This is a genomic window from Nonomuraea sp. NPDC049421, from assembly GCF_040677005.1.
GTDB lineage: Bacteria > Actinomycetota > Actinomycetes > Streptosporangiales > Streptosporangiaceae > Nonomuraea > Nonomuraea salmonea.
Window position 1 is genome coordinate 139,828 of record NZ_JBFAQA010000029.1, and the last position, 19,384, is coordinate 159,211.

Sequence of the window (19,384 nt, forward strand, 5' to 3'; positions counted from 1 at the left end):
CTCACCACCATCCGAAGGCGGCCCAGGTCAGGGCCGGTGCGACGACGATCGAGATCAGTCCGTACGTGAGGAGCTGCCGGAACAGTCTGGGCCGCACCGCGGGCTCGGCGGCGCCCAGGATGAGACCGCCGGTGATGCCCAGCGGGTTGAGGTCCACCAGCACCGAGGCCAGTGCCAGGGCCAGCACGCCGCCGACCGGGGAGAGGCCGGCGTCCACCAGCGGGGGCAGCAGCGGTATGACGGTCGCGAACACCGCGATCGAGCTGGCCGCGAAGGACGTGATGCCGGCGACGTAACACAGCACGAGCAGGCTGAGCAGCGGCGCGCCCGTCACCCCGAGCAGGTCGCTGATCTGCTTGAACGCGCCCAGGTGCTGCATCAGCCCCACGTACGTCAGCAGGCCGCCGATCAGCAGCACCACGTTCCACGGGATCCGCGACACCACCTCGCCGATCGGCATCCTGAACGCCAGCTGCAGGATCAGGGCGGCGGTCAGACCGAGGTACCCCACGTTCATGTCGAACCCGACGGACAACACGACCACCGCACCCATGCACACGAGGGTGAAGGCGCGAGCCCCCGACCGCTGCGGCGCCATGGCAGGCGCCTCCGGCTCAGCGGTGACCGTCACTGTCCCGCTCCCTGACGACGTGGGGGTGGGAGTGGTGGGCGCGATGGGAGGGGTTCGGGCGGGGGTCGAGGTGCGGCCGCGGGGGATGCCGCCTTTCCAGCGGCCCACCGCCAGGACGCCCGCGCACACGACGAGCCCGGCGAGCAGGCCGCCGGCCAGGAACGTGACCGGGGCGGAGCCGGGGAGGCCGATGCCGAGCTTGCCGCTCAGCTCGCGCGCCGTGACCCCGTACACGGCGAGGGGTGACAGCAGGCCGCTGATGATGCCGGTGACGCCGAGCACGGCGGCGAGCATCGGTGAGATGCGGTAACGCGCGGCGAAGCCGAGCGCGATGGGGGAGACGATGGCGGTCGCGGCGGCGGGCAGGGTGCCGGCGGCGGTGAGGACGGCGCCGATCGCGAACGGAGCCAGCGCGATCAGCACGAGCCGCCCGCCGGCCAGCCGCAGCAGCAGGTCGAGCAGCCAGTCGAGGGTGCCGTTGTGCTGGGCGACGGCGAACAGCGCGGTCACCCCGACGATGAGCACGAAGAAGTCGGCGGGGAAGAACGCCGTCACGTCGTTCTCGGTGATACCGGCCGCGAGCCCGAGCAGGAACGCCGCCGCCAGGGCGCCGAGCCCGAGGTCGAAGCCGGGGATCAGGGTGGCCGCGAGCAGTCCGGCCAGCACGATGATGGACAGGGTCGCCAGGGTCATGGGCAGCCTCTTCCGTCGGTCAGGCGAGCCCTGCGCGGGCAGGGACGGTTCGCTCGGGGGTTGTCAGGGTCTGGTCGGTCAGACCACTCCTCGGTGGTGCAGGGCTTGGATCTCGGAGTCGGTGAGGCCGGCGAGGTCGCGGAGGACGTCGGCGGTGTGTTCGCCCAGCGCGGGGGCGGGAGTGCCGGGTGCGGGGTCGAAGCCGGAGAAGCGGCCCGCCGGGGCCTGCATGAGCCGGGTGCGGCCGGTCCTGGCGTCGGGCACCTCGACGATCGAGCCGCGGGCGCGGATGTGCGGGTCGGCGCAGACATCGGCGGCGGTGTTCACCGGTCCGGCGGCCACGCCGGCCTGGGTGAGCAGCGCCATCAGGGGGTCGAGGTCGTGCGCGGCGACGAAGGCGGCGACCCGCGCCTCGATCTCGGCGCGGTGGTCGAGCCGGGCGGTCATGGTGTCGTGGACGGCGAGGTCGTCCGCGTCCATGACCTTGACGAGCCGGCGCCACATCTGCTCGGTCGAGGCGGGCAGGGCCAGCCAGCGGCCGTCGCGGGTGCGGTAGAGGTCGTTGGGGCTGATGTGCGGGTTGCGGTTGCCCTGGCGTTCGCGGTTCTCGCCGGTGACGCCGTACTCGACGATGAAGTCCTCCATCATCCGCAGCAGCGGCTCGTACAGGGGGATGTCGGCGAGCTGGGCCTGCCCCGTACGGTCGCGCTGGCGCAGCGCGAGCATGGCGGCGAACGCGGCGTAGATGCCGGTGACGCCGTCGGCCACGGGATAGCCGGCGAAGATCGGCGGCCCGTCGGGCGAGCCGGTGCGGTGGGTGAGGCCGGCGAACGCCTCGGCGACGCGGGCGAAGCCGGGCCGGTCGGCGTAGGGGCCGGTCCTGCCGAACGCGCTCACCTGCACCATCACCAGGTCGGGCCGGTAGGCGCGCAGGTCGTCGAAGTCGATGCGGAAGCGGCGCAGGGTGGCGGGGCGGAAGTTGGTGACGACGACGTCCACGGCCGCGGCCAGCCGCCCGACCAGACCGGCGGCCTCGGCGTGGTGCAGGTCGATGGTGACGCTGCGCTTGCCGCGCCCGACCATCGTCCAGGCGGCGGACTCGCCGTCCTCCAGGGGCGGGTAGTGGCGGGCCGGGTCGCCCGTGGCGGGATGCTCGACCTTGATCACTTCGGCGCCGAACTCACCGAGCAGCGCGGCCGCCAGGGGCCCGGCCAGGATCGTCGACACATCCAGGACCCGCACCCCGCTGAGCGGACGGTCAGACAAAGAACTTTCCTTTCACCCGAGAGTACGAAGGTCACGATCCCCCTCGGCCGGAGCGGCGGGAAGACGGCGGAGGGATTCACAGGTGAAAGGCTTCGCCTTTATGGTGGCGCGGTGCGGGTGGAACGGGCGCGATACTTCCTGGCCGCGGTCGAGACGGGCTCGCTGCGTGCGGCGGCGGCCAGGTGCGGGGTCAGCCAGCCGACCGTCGGGCAGCAGATCGCCCTGCTGGAGGAGGAGCTCGACGTCGTGCTGCTCACTCGCAGCAGGCACGGCGTGCACCCGACACCCGCGGGCCAGGCGCTGATCGAGCCGCTGCGCAGGCTGGTCGCGGCCGAGGAGGCGGTACGTGAGTCGGCGATGGAGACGAGCGGCTCCTATCGCGGGCGCGTGCAGATCGGCGGTGTCACGGTGGCCGTGGAGACCGTGATCGCGCCGGTGGTGGGCAGGTTGCGGCGCTACCACCCGGGGCTGCGGTTCAGCGTGCGCGAGGGGGCGTCGGCGGCCGTGGAGGCGGCGGTGCTGGACGGCGAGCTGGACTTCGGGGTGGTCACCATGCCGGCCGGGCCGGCCGCTCCTGGGCTGCGCAGGATCCCGCTGGCGTCCGCGCCGGTCGGCGTGTACGCGCGTACCGACCACCCCTTGGCGGGCCGTGACCAGGTGCAGTGGCGTGACCTGGAGAGCTGGCCGGTCGTCACCATGCGGGCGGGCACCGTGATGTGGGAGACCCTGCACCGGCACGTGCCCGCCCCCGACGTCGTCGTGCAGGCCATGTCGGCGCGGACGGTCAAGGTGATGGTCGGCCAAGGCGTCGGGCTGGGCGTGCTCGCCCGCTTCGACACCTCGGCCGACATCACCGACGTGGTGTGGATCCCGCTGTCCGACGCCGAGCCCGTGCACCTGTGCCTGACCCAGCGTCAGGACAGCAGGCCGTCGCCGTCCGCGCTCATCGTGCGCCGGCTCATCAGGGACCGGGCGGGCGAACTGGTCAGCTGATGGCGCAGGTGTTGACCAGGTCACCCGAGGTCGCGCGGGGGACGGTGGCGCTGCGCGGCGGCTGCTTGCCGCGGTCCGTCCAGCGCTCCAGGGCCTCGAACGCCGTCCGCATGCACGGCAGCAGGGGACGCATGCGGTCGGGGAACATGTCGTACTCGATGTCGAGGTGCGAGGCGCCCTCCATGCGGTAGTAGCGGTGCAGCGCGCCCCTGCCCTGCTCGCGTACGGCCTGGGCGTAGGCGTCGCCGTGCACCCTGATCGGCAGCAGCGTGTCGAGCGTGCCCATCACGGTGATCAGCGGCTTGCCGATGCGGCCGGAGTGGGAGGCCCGCCGTACGGCGTCGTGCACGCTCTTCGGACGGTTGGCGTAGTCGTAGTCGGCGTCGCAGTTGGGCGTGCCGCTCTGGCAGTAGGGGATGCCGGCGTCCAGGTCGCCGTCGAAGCCGGGGTCCACCTCCTCGCGGTAGCGGCGCTGGGTGCCGTCCCACAGGACGCTGTAGTTGAAGTCCCACAGGAACTCCGAGCCGGGCGCGAAGCCCGCCCGCAGCATCGCGGCGTGCGCCTGCTCGTCGCCGGTCGCCTTGTACTTGGGGTATTCGCGCAGCGCCACCGGCAGGTACGTCAGCGCGTTGCGCTGCTGCCCGCCCGGTGGCCAGTAGGTGCCCTCGGAGTCGACGCCGCCGTCGTACAGCTCGGGATGGTTCTCCAGCGCCCACCGCACGAGCTGGCCGCCGTTGGAGATGCCCATCGCGTACGTCCTGCGCGCCTGCCGGCCGTAGCGGCGGGCCACGGTGGCCTTGGCGGCGACCGTCACCTCGGTCATCCGGTGGTACCACTCCCTGATGGCGTCCCCGGGCCGTTTGCCGTCGTGGTAGAAGTTCGCGTCCACGTTGCCCTTGTCCGTGGAGGCGTAGGCGTACCCCTTGGCCAGCACGAAGTCCGCGATCGTGTAGTCGTTGGCGTACTGGCGGCGGTTGCCCGGCGCGCCGGCGACGACCAGCCCGCCGTTCCACCGCTCAGGGAGGCGGATGACGAACTGGGCGTCGTGGTTCCAGCCGTGGGTGGGGTTGGCGGTGGAGGTGTCGGCGAAGTAGCCGTCGATCTGGATGCCGGGCACGCCGCTCGGGTTGCGGGTGCCGGCCGCGTGCAGGCCCTGCCAGTCGGCCTGGTCGGTGTGGCCCGAGGCGACCGTGCCGGCCGTGGTGAGGTCGTCCAGGCAGGTGGCGACCTGGTGCTGCGCGCCGGGCACGCGCAGCCGGTTCATGCCGTGGCAGCGGGCGTCCGCGGCGGCGGGGGACGCCACCGGCACCAGGGGGATCGCCACGAGCGCGGCCATCAGGGCGGAGAGAGCAGAGGATCGGCGAGTCTTTCCGAGGAGGGACAGAGGCATGTGCGACTCCCATCGATCAGACGGACGCCATGCTGATCCAGCGATCCCGGCGCGGCGACGTGCGTGGTCTCCACTGTTCGGCGGCGACCTGTGGAGGGGGTGTCCACCGGTTCGCCGGTGAGAGCCCGATCGGCCGGCCGGAAAGCCGGAACAGGCGGCGGATGCCGCGTACCGGTGTGTGTCACCGCATAGCGGGCGGCCCGAATGTGTGGGTGCCTCACCTGGTCCGCCGTCGTGGGCGCGACCTAGCGTTCACGGTGTCCGAGGTCGCGTTGTGACACGTGAGGAGGGCGCATGGGAGCAGGCCCCACGGGGTCCGCGGGTCCCGCGGCGCAGGCGGCGAGCCCGCCCGCCGGGCCGGTGCTGCGGGCGCGCGGGCTGGTCAGGGAGTTCCGCGGGTTCCGCGCCGTGGACGGCGTCGATCTCGACGTGGCCGAGGGCAGCGTGCACGCGCTGGTGGGCCCGAACGGCGCCGGCAAGACCACCCTGTTCAACCTGCTCACCGGCTTCCTCAAGCCCACCGCGGGCAGCGTGGTGATCGACGGGCACCGGGAGCTGGTCGGCCGCAGCCCCGAGGCGATCAGCCGGCTCGGCGTGGCGCGCTCGTTCCAGATCACCAGCCTGTTCACCGACCTGACCCCGCAGCAGCACGTGGAGCTGGCGCTGGCCGGGCCGACGGGCCTGGGCTGGCGGTTCTGGCGCTCCGACCGGGCACTGGAACGCTTCGCCGCGCCCGCCGCCGAGCTGCTGGAGCGGGTCGGGCTCGCGGGCCACGCGGGCGTCCCGGCCGGCTCGCTGTCGTACGGCCGCAAAAGGGCCCTTGAGCTGGCGCTCGCGCTGGCCATGGACCCCAAGGTGCTGCTGCTCGACGAGCCGACCGCCGGGATGGGCGTCGAGGACGTGGACCGCACGATCGAGCTCGTCCGCACGATCCGCGCGGGCCGCACCGTCGTCATGGTGGAGCACAACATGAACGTGGTCGCCAGCCTCGCCGACCGGGTGACCGTCCTGCAGCACGGCAAGGTGCTGGTCGAGGGCGCGTACGCCGAGATCCGCCACGACCCCCGCGTCATCACCGCCTACCTCGGAGACTCCGATGCTGCGCGTTGAAGGACTGTCCGCCTGGTACGGCGAGGCGCAGGCGCTGCGCGAGGTGTCCATGCGGGTCGACGAGGGCGAGATCGTCACCCTGGTCGGCCGCAACGGCGCCGGCAAGACCACGCTGCTGCGCTGCCTGATGGGCCTGCACGGCACGTACGGCAGGACGACCGGCACGATCGCGCTGTCCGGCGCCGACATCACGGCGCTGCCCCCGCACGCCAGGGCCAGGCGCGGCTTCGGCTACGTCCCCGACGACCGCGGCATCTACGCGACGCTGTCGGTGGAGGAGAACCTGACACTGGCGCCGCCGGTCAAGGGCGGCGGCCCCGAGCCGTGGTCGCTGGAGCGGGTCTACGAGACGTTCCCCCACCTGAAGGAGCGGCGCCGCTCGCCCGGCACCACGCTGTCGGGCGGCGAGCAGCAGATGCTCGTGCTGGCCAGGGTGCTGCGCACCGGCGCCAGGCTGCTGCTCTGCGACGAGCCCACCGAGGGCCTGTCGCCGCTGTTCGTGCAGCGCATCGGTGAGATCCTGCGCGAGGTGCGGGCGGCGGGCACGACGGTGCTGCTGGTCGAGCAGAACGTGCACTTCGCCGCCACGGTCGCCGACCGCCACTACCTGCTGGCCGAAGGGCGGATCGTCGAGTCGCTCGACCGCGACCAGGTACGCGAACGCGAGCACCAGCTCCTCGAATACCTCGGAATCTGACGACACATGGACGATTCGCCACCCCTGAGGAAGACAGAACGGTAGAGGAGATGCCGCACATGAGAATCACGGGCTGGAGCGGCGGGCTGGCCGCCGCGACGCTGGTGCTGGCCGGATGCGGCGGCGGGCCCGGCGGTGGCGGCGGCGCGATCAGCGACGGCGGGGTGGTGCTGGCCGTGCTGAACGACCAGTCGGGCATCTACGCCGACACCTCGGGCCGCAGCACGGTCGAGGCCGTCAAGATGGCGGTGGACGACTACCGCGCCAAATACGGCGACAAGGCGGTGGCCAAGCAGGTCGAGGTGGTGGCCGCCGACCACCAGAACAAGCCCGAGATCGCCAACTCCAAGGCGCAGGAGCTCTACGACCGCGAGCACGCCGACGTCATCCTCGACGTGCCCACCTCGTCGGCGGCGCTCGCCGTCGCCACGGTCGCCAAGAACAAGAAGAAGGTCTTCATCGACGTCGGCGCCGCCAGCACCGAGCTGGAGGGCAAGGCGTGCAACAAGTACACCTTCCACTACGGCTACAACAGCTACATGCTGGCCCACGGCACCGGCACCGAGGTCACCAAGGACGGCGCCAAGAACTGGTACATCGTCTACCCCGACTACGCGTTCGGGCAGGACATGAACAAGACGTTCAGCACCGCCATCCAGGGGGCCGGCGGCTCCGTGGTGCAGTCGGACCCGACGCCGTTCCCCAACGACAACTTCTCCACGTTCCTGCTCAAGGCCCCTGGGCTCGACCCGAAGCCGCAGGTACTCGGCACCATGCACGCCGGCGGTGACCTGATCAACCTGGTCAAGCAGTACAACGAGTACAAGCTGCGCGACAAGGGCGTGCAGCTCGCGCTCGGGCTGCTGTCCATGAGCGACATCCACTCGCTCGGGCCCGACGCCCTGGCCGGCACCCGCTACACCACCATGTGGGCCTGGACCTTCGACGAGCAGACCCGCGCCTGGGCCGACAAGTTCCAGGCCAAGGTCGGCAAGCGGCCCACCTCCAACATGGCCGCCAACTACTCGGCCGCCCTGCAGTACTTGGAGGCCGTGCAGCGCGCCGGCACCGACAACTCCGACAAGGTGGTCGCGCAGCTCGAAGGCCACTCCATGGAGGACATGTTCGTCCGCAACGGCACCATCCGCGCCCAGGACCACCTGCTGCTGCACGACGCGTACCTGACGGAGGTCAAGGCGAAGAGCGAGGTCAAGGAGCCGTACGACTACGAGAAGGTACTCAAGACCATCCCGGCCGCTGAGGCGTTCCAGCCGCAGCCCGACCCGGCCTGCAAGCTGTAGGCGGCCGGCGTGCTCCAGCAGGCGTTCAACGGGCTGGTGGGCGGGTCGTTCTACGCCCTGCTCGCCCTCGGCCTGGCCGTCATCTTCGGCATGCTGGGCGTGGTCAACCTCGCCCACGGCGCGTTCTACATGCTCGGCGCCTTCGGCGCGTTCATCGCGCTCGACTCGTTCGGGCTGAACTTCTGGGTGGCGCTCGCGCTGGTGCCGCTGCTGCTCGGCGTGGCGGGCGCGGTGCTGGAACGGCTGTTCATCCGGCGGCTCGCGCCGCTCGACCCGCTCTACAACTTCCTGTTCACGTTCGGGCTCGCGCTGATACTCCAGGACCTCATCCGCCGCGAGTACGGCGTCAACTCCCAGCCCTACCCCCGGCCGCCCGCCCTGGAGGGCACGGTCGACCTGGGGCTGTTCACCTACCCGGCGTACCAGGTGTTCGTGCTCGGCGTCTCGGTCCTGATGTGCCTCGCGGTGTGGGTGGTGCTCACCAGGACCCGCGTCGGCATGATCGTCAGGGCCTCGACCGAGCGGCCCGAGCTGACCCGCGCGCTCGGCATCGACGTCGGCCGCTGGGTGACGCCGGTGTTCGGCTTCGGCATCGCGCTGGCCGCCTTCGCCGGGGTGCTGGCCGCGCCGATGCGCGCGGTCAACCCGCTGATGGGCGCCGACCTGATCATCACGGTCTTCGCCGTGGTCGTGATCGGCGGGCTCGGCTCGGTGTTCGGCTCGGTCGCCGCCGGGTTCGCCGTGGGGCTGGTGTCGGCGCTGGGCAACCTGTACGTGCCCGCGCTCTCCCAGATCCTCGTCTTCATCCTGATGGCCGCCGTGCTGCTGTGGCGGCCCGCCGGGTTGTTCGGACGCGAGGAGGCGTACCGGTGATCATGTCCAGGCTGGCCCGCTCCGGCAGGGGCGGGATGGTGCTCCTGGTGGCCGGGCTCGTCGCCGCCCTCGTCCTGCCGTGGCTCATCTACCCGCCGGTCGCGCTGGACATCGTCTGCTGGGCGCTGTTCGCCGCGGCCGTGGACCTGCTGCTCGGCTTCACCGGGCTGCTGTCGTTCGGGCACGCCGCGTTCTGGGGCGGGTCGGCGTACGCCACGGGGCTGATCGTGCTGCACGGCGGGCTGCCGTTCCCGGTGGCGATCATCGGCGGCGCGGCGTTCGCGGCACTGCTCGCGCTGCCCATCGGCTATCTCTCGGTACGCCTGACCGGCATCTACTTCGCGATGGTCACCCTGGCCTTCGCCCAGATGCTCTACTTCCTGGCCAACCAGTGGCGCGGGGTCACCGGCGGCGAGAACGGCCTGCAGGGCATCCCGCGCGACCTGCTCGGCCTCGACCTCAACGACCCCTTTTACTTCTATTACGCGGGGCTGCCGTTCGTGCTGCTCGGCCTCGCCGCCGCCTGGCGGATCGTCCGCTCGCCGTTCGGCCGGGTGCTGGTCTCCATCAGGGACAACCCCTCCCGCGCCCGCGCACTCGGCTACCCCGTCGAGCGCTACCGGCTGCTCGCGTTCGTGCTGTCGGCCGCTCTCGCGGGCGTCGCCGGCGGCGTCTTCGCCATCGGGCACGGCTTCGCCTCGCTCGACGGCCTCTACTGGACCACCTCGGGCCAGGTCGTGATGATGGTCATCCTCGGCGGCATCGGCACGCTGTGGGGCGGTGCCATCGGCGCCGCCATCGTCGTCCAGCTCCAGGACTTCCTCGCCACCGCCGGGTTCGAGGGCATCGGCATCGTCACCGGCACCATCTTCATCGTCATCGTGCTGTTGTTCCGTCGCGGCATCTGGGGGACCGTCCGCCACCTGATCGCCACCCGTCGTACCACGCCGCCGCTCAGCTCCGCAGCCGATGCAGGCGCAGCGCCAGCTGGATCTCCAGAGCCCGCTCCGGCTCCTGCCAGTCCTCGCCCAGCAGGCGGCTCACCCGATGCAGCCGCTGGTGAACGGTGTTGATGTGGACGTGCAGCCGCTCCGCCGTCCTGGACAGCGCGCACCTGCTGCCGAAGTACGTCTCCAGCGTCCGCACCAGCGACGTGCCCCGGCGCGCGTCGTAGTCCAGCACCGGGCCCAGCGTCGCCTCCAGGAACCCCTTGGCGTCGCGGTGCGCGCCGATCAGCAGGCCGACGAAGCCCAGCTCGCGGGCGTCGGCGCCGTCGTCCATGCGGTCGAGCGCGAGCAGCGTGTCGGCGCAGCGCCTGGCCTCCCGGTGTGCGGCGGGCACCCCGGACAGGTCGCGCACCGGGCCCGCCGCGCCGACCGTCACCGGCGCCGCCAGCGCCGCCCCCAGCTCCTTGGCCACCCGCCGTGCCGTCTCACCCGGCACGTCGCCGGGCAGCAGCAGCACGACCTCCTCCCCGCGCGCCGCCGCGAGCCCGTGCGCCGCCGCCGCATAGGACGCCGCCCAGAACGCGGCCCGTCCGCGATGCCGTGGCGAGGCGCAGCGCGCCGACAGCACCACGTACGGCACGTTGCGCTCAAGCCCCACCCGCCGGATCCGCGCTTCGAGCCCCGGCCCCCCATCCGCCGCACCGCCGCCGGGCCGATCGCCGGCCCTGCTTGTCGCCCTGCCCGTCGGCCCGTCCGTCGCCCAGCCGTCGGTCCAGCCGCCGGTCCTTTCGCCGGCCTTGCCGTCCAGGAGGTCGTCGAGCAGCTCGCCCTGGACCCGCGCCTCGGCCTCGGCCGGGCTTCTGCGCAGGAGCATCACCAGCGCCGTCACCAGGGCGGCGCGTTCCAGGATGCGGCGGTCGGCGTCGTCGAGGCCGGCGTCCGTACGCAGGGCCAGCGCGCCCAGCACCTCGCCGGGCGTCGAGATCGGGGTGATCCATAGGTCGCCGTGGCGGGTGGTGCCGCCCCGGGGATGCGTGGTGGCGGTGACGGCCGGCAGGTCGTCCTCGGCGAGCGGCACCGCCTCGCCCGACGCCACCAGGCAGCGGCCGGCCGAGTCCAGCACGTACAGGGTGCCGCCCAGCACCTCGGTGACCACCGCCGCCAAGTCCCCCGCGTCGCCGCCCTTGACGACCAGCGCCGTCATCCGGTCGTGCGCCTGCGCCGCCCGCTCGATCGCCGCGCCGCGCGCCCGCAGCCGCCCGTTGACCGCGTCCAGCTCCTCGACCGTCGCCCTGGTCTCCGCCAGCAGCCGCGCGTTGCCGATGGCCAGTGCCGCGTGCGCGGCCAGCGAGCCCAGCAGCACCGCCTGCTCGGGCGCGAACGGCCGCTCGGTGCGGTTGGCCGCGTACAGCACGCCGATCACCCGGCTGCCCACCCGCATCGGCACGCCCAGGATCGCCACCAGTGCCTCCTCGGCCACCGCGGCGTCGATGAACGCCTGGTGCCTGAACTGGGGGTCGCGCAGGTAGTGCTCGGTGCTGTACGGCATCGCGGTCTGCGCCACCAGCCCGCCGAGCCCGTCGCCCAGCGGGATCCGCAGCCGCCGGAACGCGGCCGAGATCGAGCCGTCCGTCATGCGCATGCGGGTCTCGCCGCACTCGTCGTCGTTGAGCGTCACGTACGCGATGTCGGCGTTCAGCAGCCGCCTGGCGCGGCGCACGATCGCCTCCAGGATCGCGTCGAGGTCGCGCAGCCCGGCCAGGTCGCCGGCCAGGTCGAACAGCGCGGTCAGCTCGGCCTCCCGGCGCGCCTGCCTGCGCATGCCGGCGCTCACCCGCAGCGCGGTCAGCTTGGCCGCCTCCAGCTGGGCCAGCGTCTCAGGGGTCGCGCCCGCCGCGCGGGCCGAGGCCACCGGCTCCTCGAACTCGACCGGCGCGGCCTCCCTGGCCAGCAGGTCGAGGAAGACGTTGCACGATGCGAGGGGGGTTTGCACGGTCATTTGCACGGTCATCGGCGCGTCCGTCCGGGTGCGGGGGGTCGGCGGCGGCACAGTCTGGGGCACGCCCTGGGGCGCTGTCGGGGGCGCGGTTCGGGGCGCTGCCCGGGGTGCGAGCCGGGGTGCGGGCCGGGGTGCGGGCACGGCATGGTCACGCATGCGGGCCGGCGGGTCGGGTGCGTGGAAGGGTGGTCAGGTCCTGCGACAGGGCATGCAATGGGGCCTCCAGAGCACAACGAGCAGGGGTCTGATCGGAGTCCGCCAGGTTACTAAGCGCATAGTCAGTCCGTGAACGGTCGCTTGTCAACCGGTGGCCGGACTATTCGCCGTCCGGCGCCAGCAGCTTCAGCGCGAGGCCGGCGTAGAACTCGCCGAGCTGCTCAGGGGAGTCGGCCCCGTCCAGCCGGTACCACCGGACCAGGTCTATGGTCAGCGACAACATCGCCCGCGTGACCCGCTTGACGTCGACTTTCGCGAACGACCCGTCCGCCACGCCGCGCGCCACCGCGCCCCTGAAGTAGCCGTTGGTCTGGTGGCGCAGCTCCACGATCTCGCCGTAGTGCTCGGGGGTCAGATGGTTCAGCTCCATCTGGCAGACGCGCGCCGTCACGTGGTGGCGGGCATGCCACACCGTGTACGCCGACACGATCGCCCGCAACCGCTCCGCCGACCCCTCAAGTGCCACGATCGCCGGGTCCCTGATGTGCGCGAGCACCCGCTCATGACCGGCCCTGATCACCTCGAACAGGACCAGCTCCTTCGACGGGAAGTGCACGTAGAGCGCGGCCGGGCTGAGCCCGACGCACTCGGCGATGTCGCGCGTCGTCGTGGCGTGGAAGCCGTTGGCGGCGAAGCAGCGCACCGCCGAGGACAGCAGGCCGCGCTGCACCTCCCCGAGGTCCGCCCGCCACAGATCGGGAGAGTGGTCACGCAGCCGGGGATCTGCCGCCAAGTCCTGCGCGGTGAATCGGGCCTGCCGTCGGGCCATCCGCGACCCTCGCCCCCTTCGACTCCGAGTGCGTGGTATCGATGCCGCCCGCGGAGCCCGCCGGCCACCTGGTCGTGACCTCTTGCCGCGAGTGTTTCGTACTCGCAGTCTAGAGCTGACTATGCGCTTAGTCACCACCTCTCTCGGCACCCGTTGCTCAGCCGGGCAGCATGCCCCGGATGAGCGCCGCGTCACGGTCGAGCAGGCCCCGCGCCCGCCGCCGCCCACCGGCCGCGATCACGATCCCGTCACCCGGATAACGCGGCACCACATGCAGGTGAAGGTGAAAAACCTCCCTGCCGGGCAGCCTCCCCCAGCCGTCGCCGGTGCCGCCTCCCGGGTCGTCATCGTCTTCCTCGGGGGCGGTCATCACGAGCGCCGGGACCAGGGTCGGTGGGCCGTGGAGGACGTAGGACTCCAAGGTGCCGTCCCGGGCCGGATGGGCTGCCAGGGCGGCTCGGCAGGCCGCGTCGCCCGCTTGGGTGGGGCCGAGCGTTCCCCTTCTGAGCAGGCCGCGGCGGACGAGGTCGCGCCGGATGCGCTTCTCCAGCGGGGCCCACTCCGGCGCCCGCTTCAGGTCGCGGCGGTGGGCCCGGCCGAGACGCGCGGCGAGCAGGTCGAGCACCAGGCGCTCGGCCGGATGCCACACGCCCCCCGCTCCTGACCCCGCTCCTGACCCCGCTCCTGACCCCGCCCCCAGGCCGCCGCAGGCGCGGGACGGGCCACCTACCGCTCATGCCACCAGGAAAGCGCCGCTGTCGGTTCTGTACAAGACCGGCAGGGACTCGGCCGCCTAGTGTCTCGTTCATCGACGAAAGCGAAAGAAGGAAAGAGGACCCAACCGTGGGCAAGATCGTGTCGAGCTTCTTCATCTCGGTGGACGGCGTGGTCGAGTCGCCGGACCAGTGGCACTTCCCCTACTGGTGCGATGAGATGGGAGCGTTCGTCCAGGCGGGGATGGAGAGCGCGTACGGCTTCCTGATGGGCAGGAAGCTGTACGACGAGTGGTCCAGCTATTGGACGACCACCGACGCCGACCCGGAGATCGCCGCGACGTTCAACGAGGCCAGGAAGTTCGTCGTCTCCAGCTCCCTGGAGAAGGCCGACTGGGCCAACACCACCGTCATCTCGGGCGACGTCGCCGCCGGGCTGCGCGAGCTCAAGGAGCGGAGCGAGGGCGACCTGCAGATGTCGGGGTCGGCGACGACCGTGCGGTGGCTGCTCGCCAACGGCCTGCTGGACGAGCTGCACCTGCTCGTCCACCCGATCGCGGTGGGGCGCGGGCAGCGACTGTTCGAGGACACGCCGACGCACCCGCTCAAGCTGACCGGGTCGGAGACGTGGTCGTCGGGCGTGATTCGGGCCAGCTACGTCCCCGCCGACGCCTGAGGGGGCACGCAACGGGGGCGGGCGCGGCCGGGTGACCTCAGCGCGAGACGTCGTGCAGGCCGAGCAACTCCACGGCCGTGTCACGCATCTCGACCTTGCGGATCTTCCCCGTCACGGTCATCGGGAAGGCGTCCACGAGGTGCACGTACCGGGGGATCTTGAAGTGGGCGAGGCGTCCGGCGCAGTACTCCCTGACCGCCTCGGCGGTGAGCGGCGGCGCGCCGGGCCGCAGCACGATCCAGGCCATCAGCTCCTCGCCGTACTTGGCGTCCGGCACCCCGATCACCTGGACGTCCGCGATGTCGGGATGCGTGTAGAGGTACTCCTCGACCTCGCGCGGGTAGACGTTCTCGCCGCCGCGAATCACCATGTCCTTGATCCGGCCGACGATGTTGACGTACCCCTCCTCGTCCATGGTGGCGAGGTCGCCGGTGTGCATCCAGCGGGCGGTGTCGATGGCCTCGGCGGTCTTGCCGGGCTCGTCCCAGTAGCCGAGCATCACGGAGTAGCCGCGGGTGCACAGCTCGCCGGGCTCGCCGCGAGGCACCGCGAGGCCGGTCGCCGGTTCCACGATCTTGATCTCCAGGTGCGGCATGACCTGCCCGACGGTCTCCGTACGCCGGGCCAGCCCGTCGTCCCGCCTGGTCATCGTGGACACCGGGGAGGTCTCGGTCATGCCGTAACAGATCGCCACCTCGCTCATGTGCATCTCGCCGATCACCCGCTTCATCACCTCGACCGGGCACGGCGAACCCGCCATGATGCCGGTGCGCAGCGACGACAGGTCGTAGCGGGCGAAGCGCGGATGGCCCAGCTCGGCGATGAACATGGTGGGCACGCCGTACAGGGACGTGCACCGCTCGCTCTCGACCGCCCGCAGCGTCGCCTCGGGGTCGAAGCCGGGCGCGGGCAGCACGACGCAGGCCCCGTGGGAGGTCGCGCCCAGGTTGCCCATGACCATGCCGAAGCAGTGGTAGAGCGGCACCGGCAGGCACACCCGGTCGGCCTCGGTGTAACCGACGCCCTCGCCGACGAAGTAGCCGTTGTTGAGGATGTTGTGGTGTGACAGCGTCGCGCCCTTGGGGAAGCCGGTCGTGCCCGAGGTGTACTGGATGTTGATCGGGTCGTCGAACGACAGCGTGGCGGCCCGTTCGCGCAGGGCGGCGGGGTCGGCGCTGCGGCCCGCGGCGACCAGCTCGTCCCAGCCGGGCTCGCCGATGAACACCACGGGACCGAACCCGATCTCGGCCAGCATCGCGCGGTAGTCGCTGGTCTTGTGCTCGACGGCGCTGACCATCAGCCGCAGGCCCGACTGCCGGACCACGAAGTCCAGCTCGTGGCCGCGGTAGGCCGGATTGACGTTGACGAGGACGGCGCCGATCTTGGCGGTGGCGTACTGCGTGAGCACCCATTCGGCGCAGTTCGGCGCCCAGATGCCGACCCGGTCGCCCTTGGCGATGCCGCGCGCGAGCAGGCCGAGCGCCACCTCGTTCACGGCGGCGTCGAACTCCGCGTACGTCCACCGCCGCCCGGTCGCCACCTCCACCAGCGCCTCCCGGCCGGGATGCCGGGCCACCGTGCGTTCCAGGTTCTCCCCGATCGTCTCGCCCAGCAGGGGTACGGCGGAGACGCCCGACGCGTACGAGAGCAGTGACTCACCCATGATGTGAAGCATCCGTCAGCAGGGACGCCCGCGCCAGCCCCAGCTCGCGGCGCACCCTGCGGTTTTCCACAGGGGAAGTGGACGGAGCACCGCATTCTGCCGCGATCTCGCCGTCCCTAGCGTTGGGGCCATGATGCAGACGCTGATGAACGTGCTGGTGGCAGCGAGTGTGGCGACGGCGAGCCCGGGGGTGGGCCAGGACCTGGAGAAGATCGTCGCGGGCAAGGGCGCGACGGCCGCGCTGGCCCGCGTGACAGACGGCGGGAGGACGTGGGCGGGCGCCGCCGGCGTACGCGACCTGCGCCGCGCCGGCAGGCCCGCGCCGAACGGCTACTTCAGGATCGGCAGCGTGACCAAGGCCTTCGTCGCCACCGTGGTGCTCCAGCTCGTGGACGAGGGCAAGATGCGCCTCGACGACCCCATCGCCGACCACCTGCCGGGGCTGGTGCCCGGCGGCGAGAAGATCACCGTCCGCGCGCTCCTCGACCACACGAGCCACCTGTACGACTACATGAGCGAGCCCGGCCACTCCACCAACCGGTGGCGCGGCACGGCCAGGTTCCGCTCGTACCGGCCGAAGGACCTGCTCAAGGTGGCCTTCGCCAAGAAGCTGCCCGACGACGGGAAGTGGCACTACTCCAACACGAACTACGTGGTGCTCGGCCTGCTGGTGGAGAAGCTGACCGGCCGCCCGTACGGGAAGGAGGTCGAGCGCCGCATCCTGCGCCCGCTGAAGCTGCGGCACACGCTGGTGCCGGGGAACAGGCCTGGGGTGCCGTCGCCGCACGCCAAGGGGTACGAGCCGGTGGACGGCGAGCTGGTGGACGCGACCAGGATGAACCCGTCGCTCGACTGGGCGGCCGGTGAGATGATCTCGACCGCGGCCGACCTCGAGCGGTTCATGGCGGCGCTGCTGGGCGGCAAGCTGACCAGCGCCGAGTCGCTGCGCGCCATGCGGACGACCGTCGAGACGGGGGCCGGGTTCGGCTACGGGCTGGGGCTGCAGGCGTACAAGCTGCCGTGCGGCACGGTATGGGGGCACAGCGGCGAGCTGATCGGCTACCTGACCTTCGTCTTCCGCTCGGACACCGGCAAGTCGCTCACCCTCTCGCTCAACCCCTCGACCCGCAACCCGTCGACGGAGGAGGTCATGGGCATCGCGGTGCGGACGTTCTGCGGCTGACGCGAGGTCCGAAGGCCGCCAGCGCGCGCGGTGAGCACGTACGACAGTGGATGGTCATGACCACGACCGTACAGAGCCACACCGCGATAGAGCCGAACATCCTCTACTTCGGCACGCCCGTCGTCCTGATCTCCACCGTGAACGAGGACGGCTCACCCAACCTGGCCCCGATGTCGTCGGCCTTCTGGCTCGGCTGGCGGGCCGTGCTCGGCCTCGGCCGGCGCGCCAAGACCGCGCAGAACCTGCTGCGCACCCGCGAGTGCGTGCTGAACCTGCCGTCGGACGCGCTCGCCGCCGCCGTGGACCGGCTGGCGCTCACCACCGGCTGCGACCCCGTGCCCGAGGGCAAGGAGCAGCGGGGCTACCGGTTCGTCCGCGACAAGTTCGGCCGCGCCGGGCTCACCCCGCTCGCGTCGGAGACGGTGGCGCCGCCCCGCGCGGCCGAGTGCCCGGTCGCCATGGAGGCCGTGCTGGAGCGCCACCACCCCGTCGACGACGGCGGCGTGCTGGCGTTCGAGGTGCGGGTGCAGCGCGTCTGGGTGCACGAGGACATCCGCATGACGGGCACGGACGACCGGATCGACCCGGACGCCTGGCGGCCGCTCATCATGAGCTTCCAGCACCTGTACGGCCTCGGCCCCCAGGTCCACCGCTCGACCCTGGCGACGATCCCCGAGCGCCTCTACCGGCCGGACGAGGACCTGGGGCGGGCGCACAGCGTCTGGAGCAGCAGTGTCTAGAGCAGCAGCGACCACGTCTGCTCGCCGCAGAGGCGGTCGATCTCGGCCCGGGTGAGCCAGGCCGCCCTGGTGCTCTCGGACCCGGTGGGCGGGCGGGTGGCGGCGCCGGGCCCCGGCAGCGCGGCCCGGCACATCACCATGTAGGCCAGCGAGGGGTAGCGGTAGCCGGCGGGCGGCGGCTCCAGCAGCTCGATGCGCTGCCAGGCGAAGACCGACAGGGCGGACGGCGGCAGCCGCAGCCCGGTCTCCTCATAGAGCTCCCTGGCCGCCGCCTCGACGGCGCCCTCGCCCGGCTCCAGGTGGCCGCCGGGGATGTCCCACCCGCGGCCCACGCGATCGACGCACGTCATCAGCGTGCGGCCGGCGGAGTCGGACACGAAGGCGAACGCCGACGTCGTCCGACCGTCGGGCGGCAGGCTCGCGGCCCTGACGACATCGAGGCGGTGGGCCACCGGGATCCACGGCACGGTCAGCGTGGCCAGCACTTGAGTCACCGGCTCACTCTGGTCCCCGCCGCGCGGGGGTGTCAAAACGGCTCAGAGGCCCTTGCTCATGGCACGGTTGCCCAGGTAGAGGCCGATCGCGGCGACGACGCAGGCGGTGAGCGTGCCGTACAGGACGCTGGGCTCGCCCAGGTTGCCGGCGAAGAGGGCGCGCTGGGCGTCCACGATGTACGTGACCGGGTTGATCTGCCCCAGCACCTTCAGCCACCCCGGCGCGGTCTCCAGCGGCAGCAGCACCCCTGACAGCAGCAGCAACGGGAACAGCAGCGACTGGCTGACCACGTAGAACAGGGTGCCGCTCGGCACCGACTTCATCGCCAGCACGAACGACAGCGCGCCCAGCCCCACGCCGAAGATCGCCAGTTGCGCCAGCCCGGCCAGCACCCCCGCCGCGTGCAGCTCGAACCCGAGCGGCAGCGCCAGCACGATGATCAGCACGGCCTGCACGACCAGCGTGACCACCGCTTTCATGCTCTTGCCGATCAGCATCGCCGTACGGCTCAGCGGCGTCACCATCATGCGCTCCATCGCGCCGCCGATCAGCTCGACCAGCAGCGTGTAGCCGGAGCTCATCGGGCCGGTCAGGCACATCATGACCAGGATGCCCGGCACGAACCACTGCCACGACGACCCGACCGCCCCGCCCAGCAACGACCCGAACAGGAACAGGAACAGCAGCGGCTGCCCCATGTCGAACAGCATCGCGGCCGGGTTGCGCAGGCTGGGCCGCAGCTCCCTGGCGAAGACGGTGGCGGTGTCACGCAGGAACGTCGTCATCAGATACCTCCGAGGAATCTCCCGCCCTCAGGCGGGAGAGGAATCGGACCCCTGCGGAGCAGGACAGGGGCAGCCGGTTCGCCGTCAGGCGAACCGGCGTCAAAACGCCGTGCGGCACCGCAGGGTTCGGTAGTGTGTTCGGCGGTGGCGATGACCAAGCCACCGGACGAACGATCGGAAACATCCTCGCCGCCGGGCCGGCGGAGCGGTGAAACGCCTGTGGAGCTGGTGTAAGACCTCAACG

At 71.7% G+C, this 19,384-nt stretch carries 18 protein-coding genes; 9 read left to right on the forward strand and 9 right to left on the reverse strand.

The window, feature by feature from the left end:
* Position 1: 1 nt before the first annotated feature.
* Both AB0K18_RS38415 and AB0K18_RS38420 read right to left on the reverse strand, forming a co-directional pair.
* The gene (locus tag AB0K18_RS38415; protein ID WP_364924943.1) at positions 2-1,324 is read right to left on the reverse strand and encodes an SLC13 family permease; all 1,323 of its coding nucleotides are present in this window, start codon (positions 1,322-1,324) and stop codon (positions 2-4) included.
* A gap of 78 nt (positions 1,325-1,402) precedes the next feature.
* The gene (locus AB0K18_RS38420; protein ID WP_364924946.1) at positions 1,403-2,590 is read right to left on the reverse strand and encodes a CoA transferase; all 1,188 of its coding nucleotides are present in this window, start codon (positions 2,588-2,590) and stop codon (positions 1,403-1,405) included.
* A gap of 111 nt (positions 2,591-2,701) precedes the next feature.
* On the opposite strand from AB0K18_RS38420, the gene AB0K18_RS38425 reads away from it, so the two are divergent.
* Entirely contained in the window at positions 2,702-3,583 is an 882-nt protein-coding gene (locus tag AB0K18_RS38425; protein ID WP_364924949.1) for a LysR family transcriptional regulator, read from the forward strand.
* On the opposite strand, the gene AB0K18_RS38430 is transcribed toward AB0K18_RS38425, so the two are convergent.
* Entirely contained in the window at positions 3,576-4,973 is a 1,398-nt protein-coding gene (locus AB0K18_RS38430; protein ID WP_364924952.1) for a tannase/feruloyl esterase family alpha/beta hydrolase, read from the reverse strand. The genes AB0K18_RS38425 and AB0K18_RS38430 overlap by 8 nt on opposite strands.
* A gap of 294 nt (positions 4,974-5,267) precedes the next feature.
* On the opposite strand from AB0K18_RS38430, the gene AB0K18_RS38435 reads away from it, so the two are divergent.
* From AB0K18_RS38435 to AB0K18_RS38455, 5 genes are read left to right on the forward strand one after another with little or no spacing between them, the layout of a single operon-like run.
* Positions 5,268-6,083 carry an ABC transporter ATP-binding protein gene (locus tag AB0K18_RS38435; RefSeq protein WP_364924954.1) on the forward strand — a complete coding sequence of 272 codons (816 nt, stop codon included), beginning with the start codon at positions 5,268-5,270 and terminating at the stop codon, positions 6,081-6,083.
* Positions 6,070-6,780: an ABC transporter ATP-binding protein gene (locus AB0K18_RS38440; RefSeq protein WP_364924957.1), complete on the forward strand. Its 711-nt coding sequence runs from the start codon at positions 6,070-6,072 to the stop codon at positions 6,778-6,780. The genes AB0K18_RS38435 and AB0K18_RS38440 overlap by 14 nt, the downstream gene beginning before the upstream one ends.
* Positions 6,781-6,839: 59 nt before the next feature.
* Positions 6,840-8,081: an ABC transporter substrate-binding protein gene (locus tag AB0K18_RS38445; RefSeq protein WP_364375481.1), complete on the forward strand. Its 1,242-nt coding sequence runs from the start codon at positions 6,840-6,842 to the stop codon at positions 8,079-8,081.
* A 9-nt stretch (positions 8,082-8,090) separates the two neighbouring features.
* Complete coding sequence (locus AB0K18_RS38450; protein ID WP_355416738.1) at positions 8,091-8,954, forward strand: branched-chain amino acid ABC transporter permease; 864 nt, start codon at positions 8,091-8,093, stop codon at positions 8,952-8,954.
* Between the two features lie 2 nt (positions 8,955-8,956).
* The gene (locus AB0K18_RS38455) at positions 8,957-10,027 is read left to right on the forward strand and encodes a branched-chain amino acid ABC transporter permease (RefSeq protein ID WP_364925011.1); all 1,071 of its coding nucleotides are present in this window, start codon (positions 8,957-8,959) and stop codon (positions 10,025-10,027) included.
* Here the strand turns inward: AB0K18_RS38455 and AB0K18_RS38460 are convergent.
* From AB0K18_RS38460 to AB0K18_RS38470, 3 genes are all read right to left on the reverse strand, one after another.
* Complete coding sequence (locus AB0K18_RS38460) at positions 9,909-11,900, reverse strand: GAF domain-containing protein (protein WP_364924960.1); 1,992 nt, start codon at positions 11,898-11,900, stop codon at positions 9,909-9,911. The two genes, AB0K18_RS38455 and AB0K18_RS38460, sit on opposite strands and share 119 nt — an antisense overlap.
* 316 nt (positions 11,901-12,216) lie before the next feature.
* Entirely contained in the window at positions 12,217-12,885 is a 669-nt protein-coding gene (locus AB0K18_RS38465; RefSeq protein ID WP_364924963.1) for a TetR/AcrR family transcriptional regulator, read from the reverse strand.
* A gap of 157 nt (positions 12,886-13,042) precedes the next feature.
* Positions 13,043-13,534: a hypothetical protein gene (locus AB0K18_RS38470; protein WP_364924966.1), complete on the reverse strand. Its 492-nt coding sequence runs from the start codon at positions 13,532-13,534 to the stop codon at positions 13,043-13,045.
* Positions 13,535-13,728: 194 nt separating this feature from the next.
* Here AB0K18_RS38470 and AB0K18_RS38475 point away from each other — a divergent pair, with 194 nt between their 5' ends.
* A complete protein-coding gene (locus tag AB0K18_RS38475) occupies positions 13,729-14,274 on the forward strand; it encodes a dihydrofolate reductase family protein (protein WP_364924969.1) in 546 nt (181 codons plus the stop codon).
* Positions 14,275-14,311: 37 nt separating this feature from the next.
* Here AB0K18_RS38475 and AB0K18_RS38480 read toward each other — a convergent pair whose 3' ends face one another.
* Positions 14,312-15,937 (reverse strand): AMP-binding protein, encoded by a 1,626-nt coding sequence (locus tag AB0K18_RS38480; RefSeq protein ID WP_364924972.1) that lies wholly within the window; start codon positions 15,935-15,937, stop codon positions 14,312-14,314.
* Positions 15,938-16,067: 130 nt separating this feature from the next.
* Here AB0K18_RS38480 and AB0K18_RS38485 point away from each other — a divergent pair, with 130 nt between their 5' ends.
* Positions 16,068-17,120: a serine hydrolase domain-containing protein gene (locus AB0K18_RS38485; RefSeq protein WP_364924975.1), complete on the forward strand. Its 1,053-nt coding sequence runs from the start codon at positions 16,068-16,070 to the stop codon at positions 17,118-17,120.
* 56 nt (positions 17,121-17,176) lie between these two features.
* Positions 17,177-17,860, forward strand: coding sequence for a flavin reductase family protein (locus AB0K18_RS38490; RefSeq protein ID WP_364924978.1), 684 nt, complete (start codon positions 17,177-17,179; stop codon positions 17,858-17,860).
* On the opposite strand, the gene AB0K18_RS38495 is transcribed toward AB0K18_RS38490, so the two are convergent.
* Both AB0K18_RS38495 and AB0K18_RS38500 read right to left on the reverse strand, forming a co-directional pair.
* On the reverse strand, positions 17,857-18,354 hold the full coding sequence (locus AB0K18_RS38495; RefSeq protein WP_364924981.1) for an NUDIX domain-containing protein: 498 nt from the start codon (positions 18,352-18,354) through the stop codon (positions 17,857-17,859). The two genes, AB0K18_RS38490 and AB0K18_RS38495, sit on opposite strands and share 4 nt — an antisense overlap.
* 42 nt (positions 18,355-18,396) lie before the next feature.
* Positions 18,397-19,140, reverse strand: coding sequence for an ABC transporter permease (locus tag AB0K18_RS38500; RefSeq protein WP_364924985.1), 744 nt, complete (start codon positions 19,138-19,140; stop codon positions 18,397-18,399).
* Between the last annotated feature and the right edge of the window lie 244 nt (positions 19,141-19,384).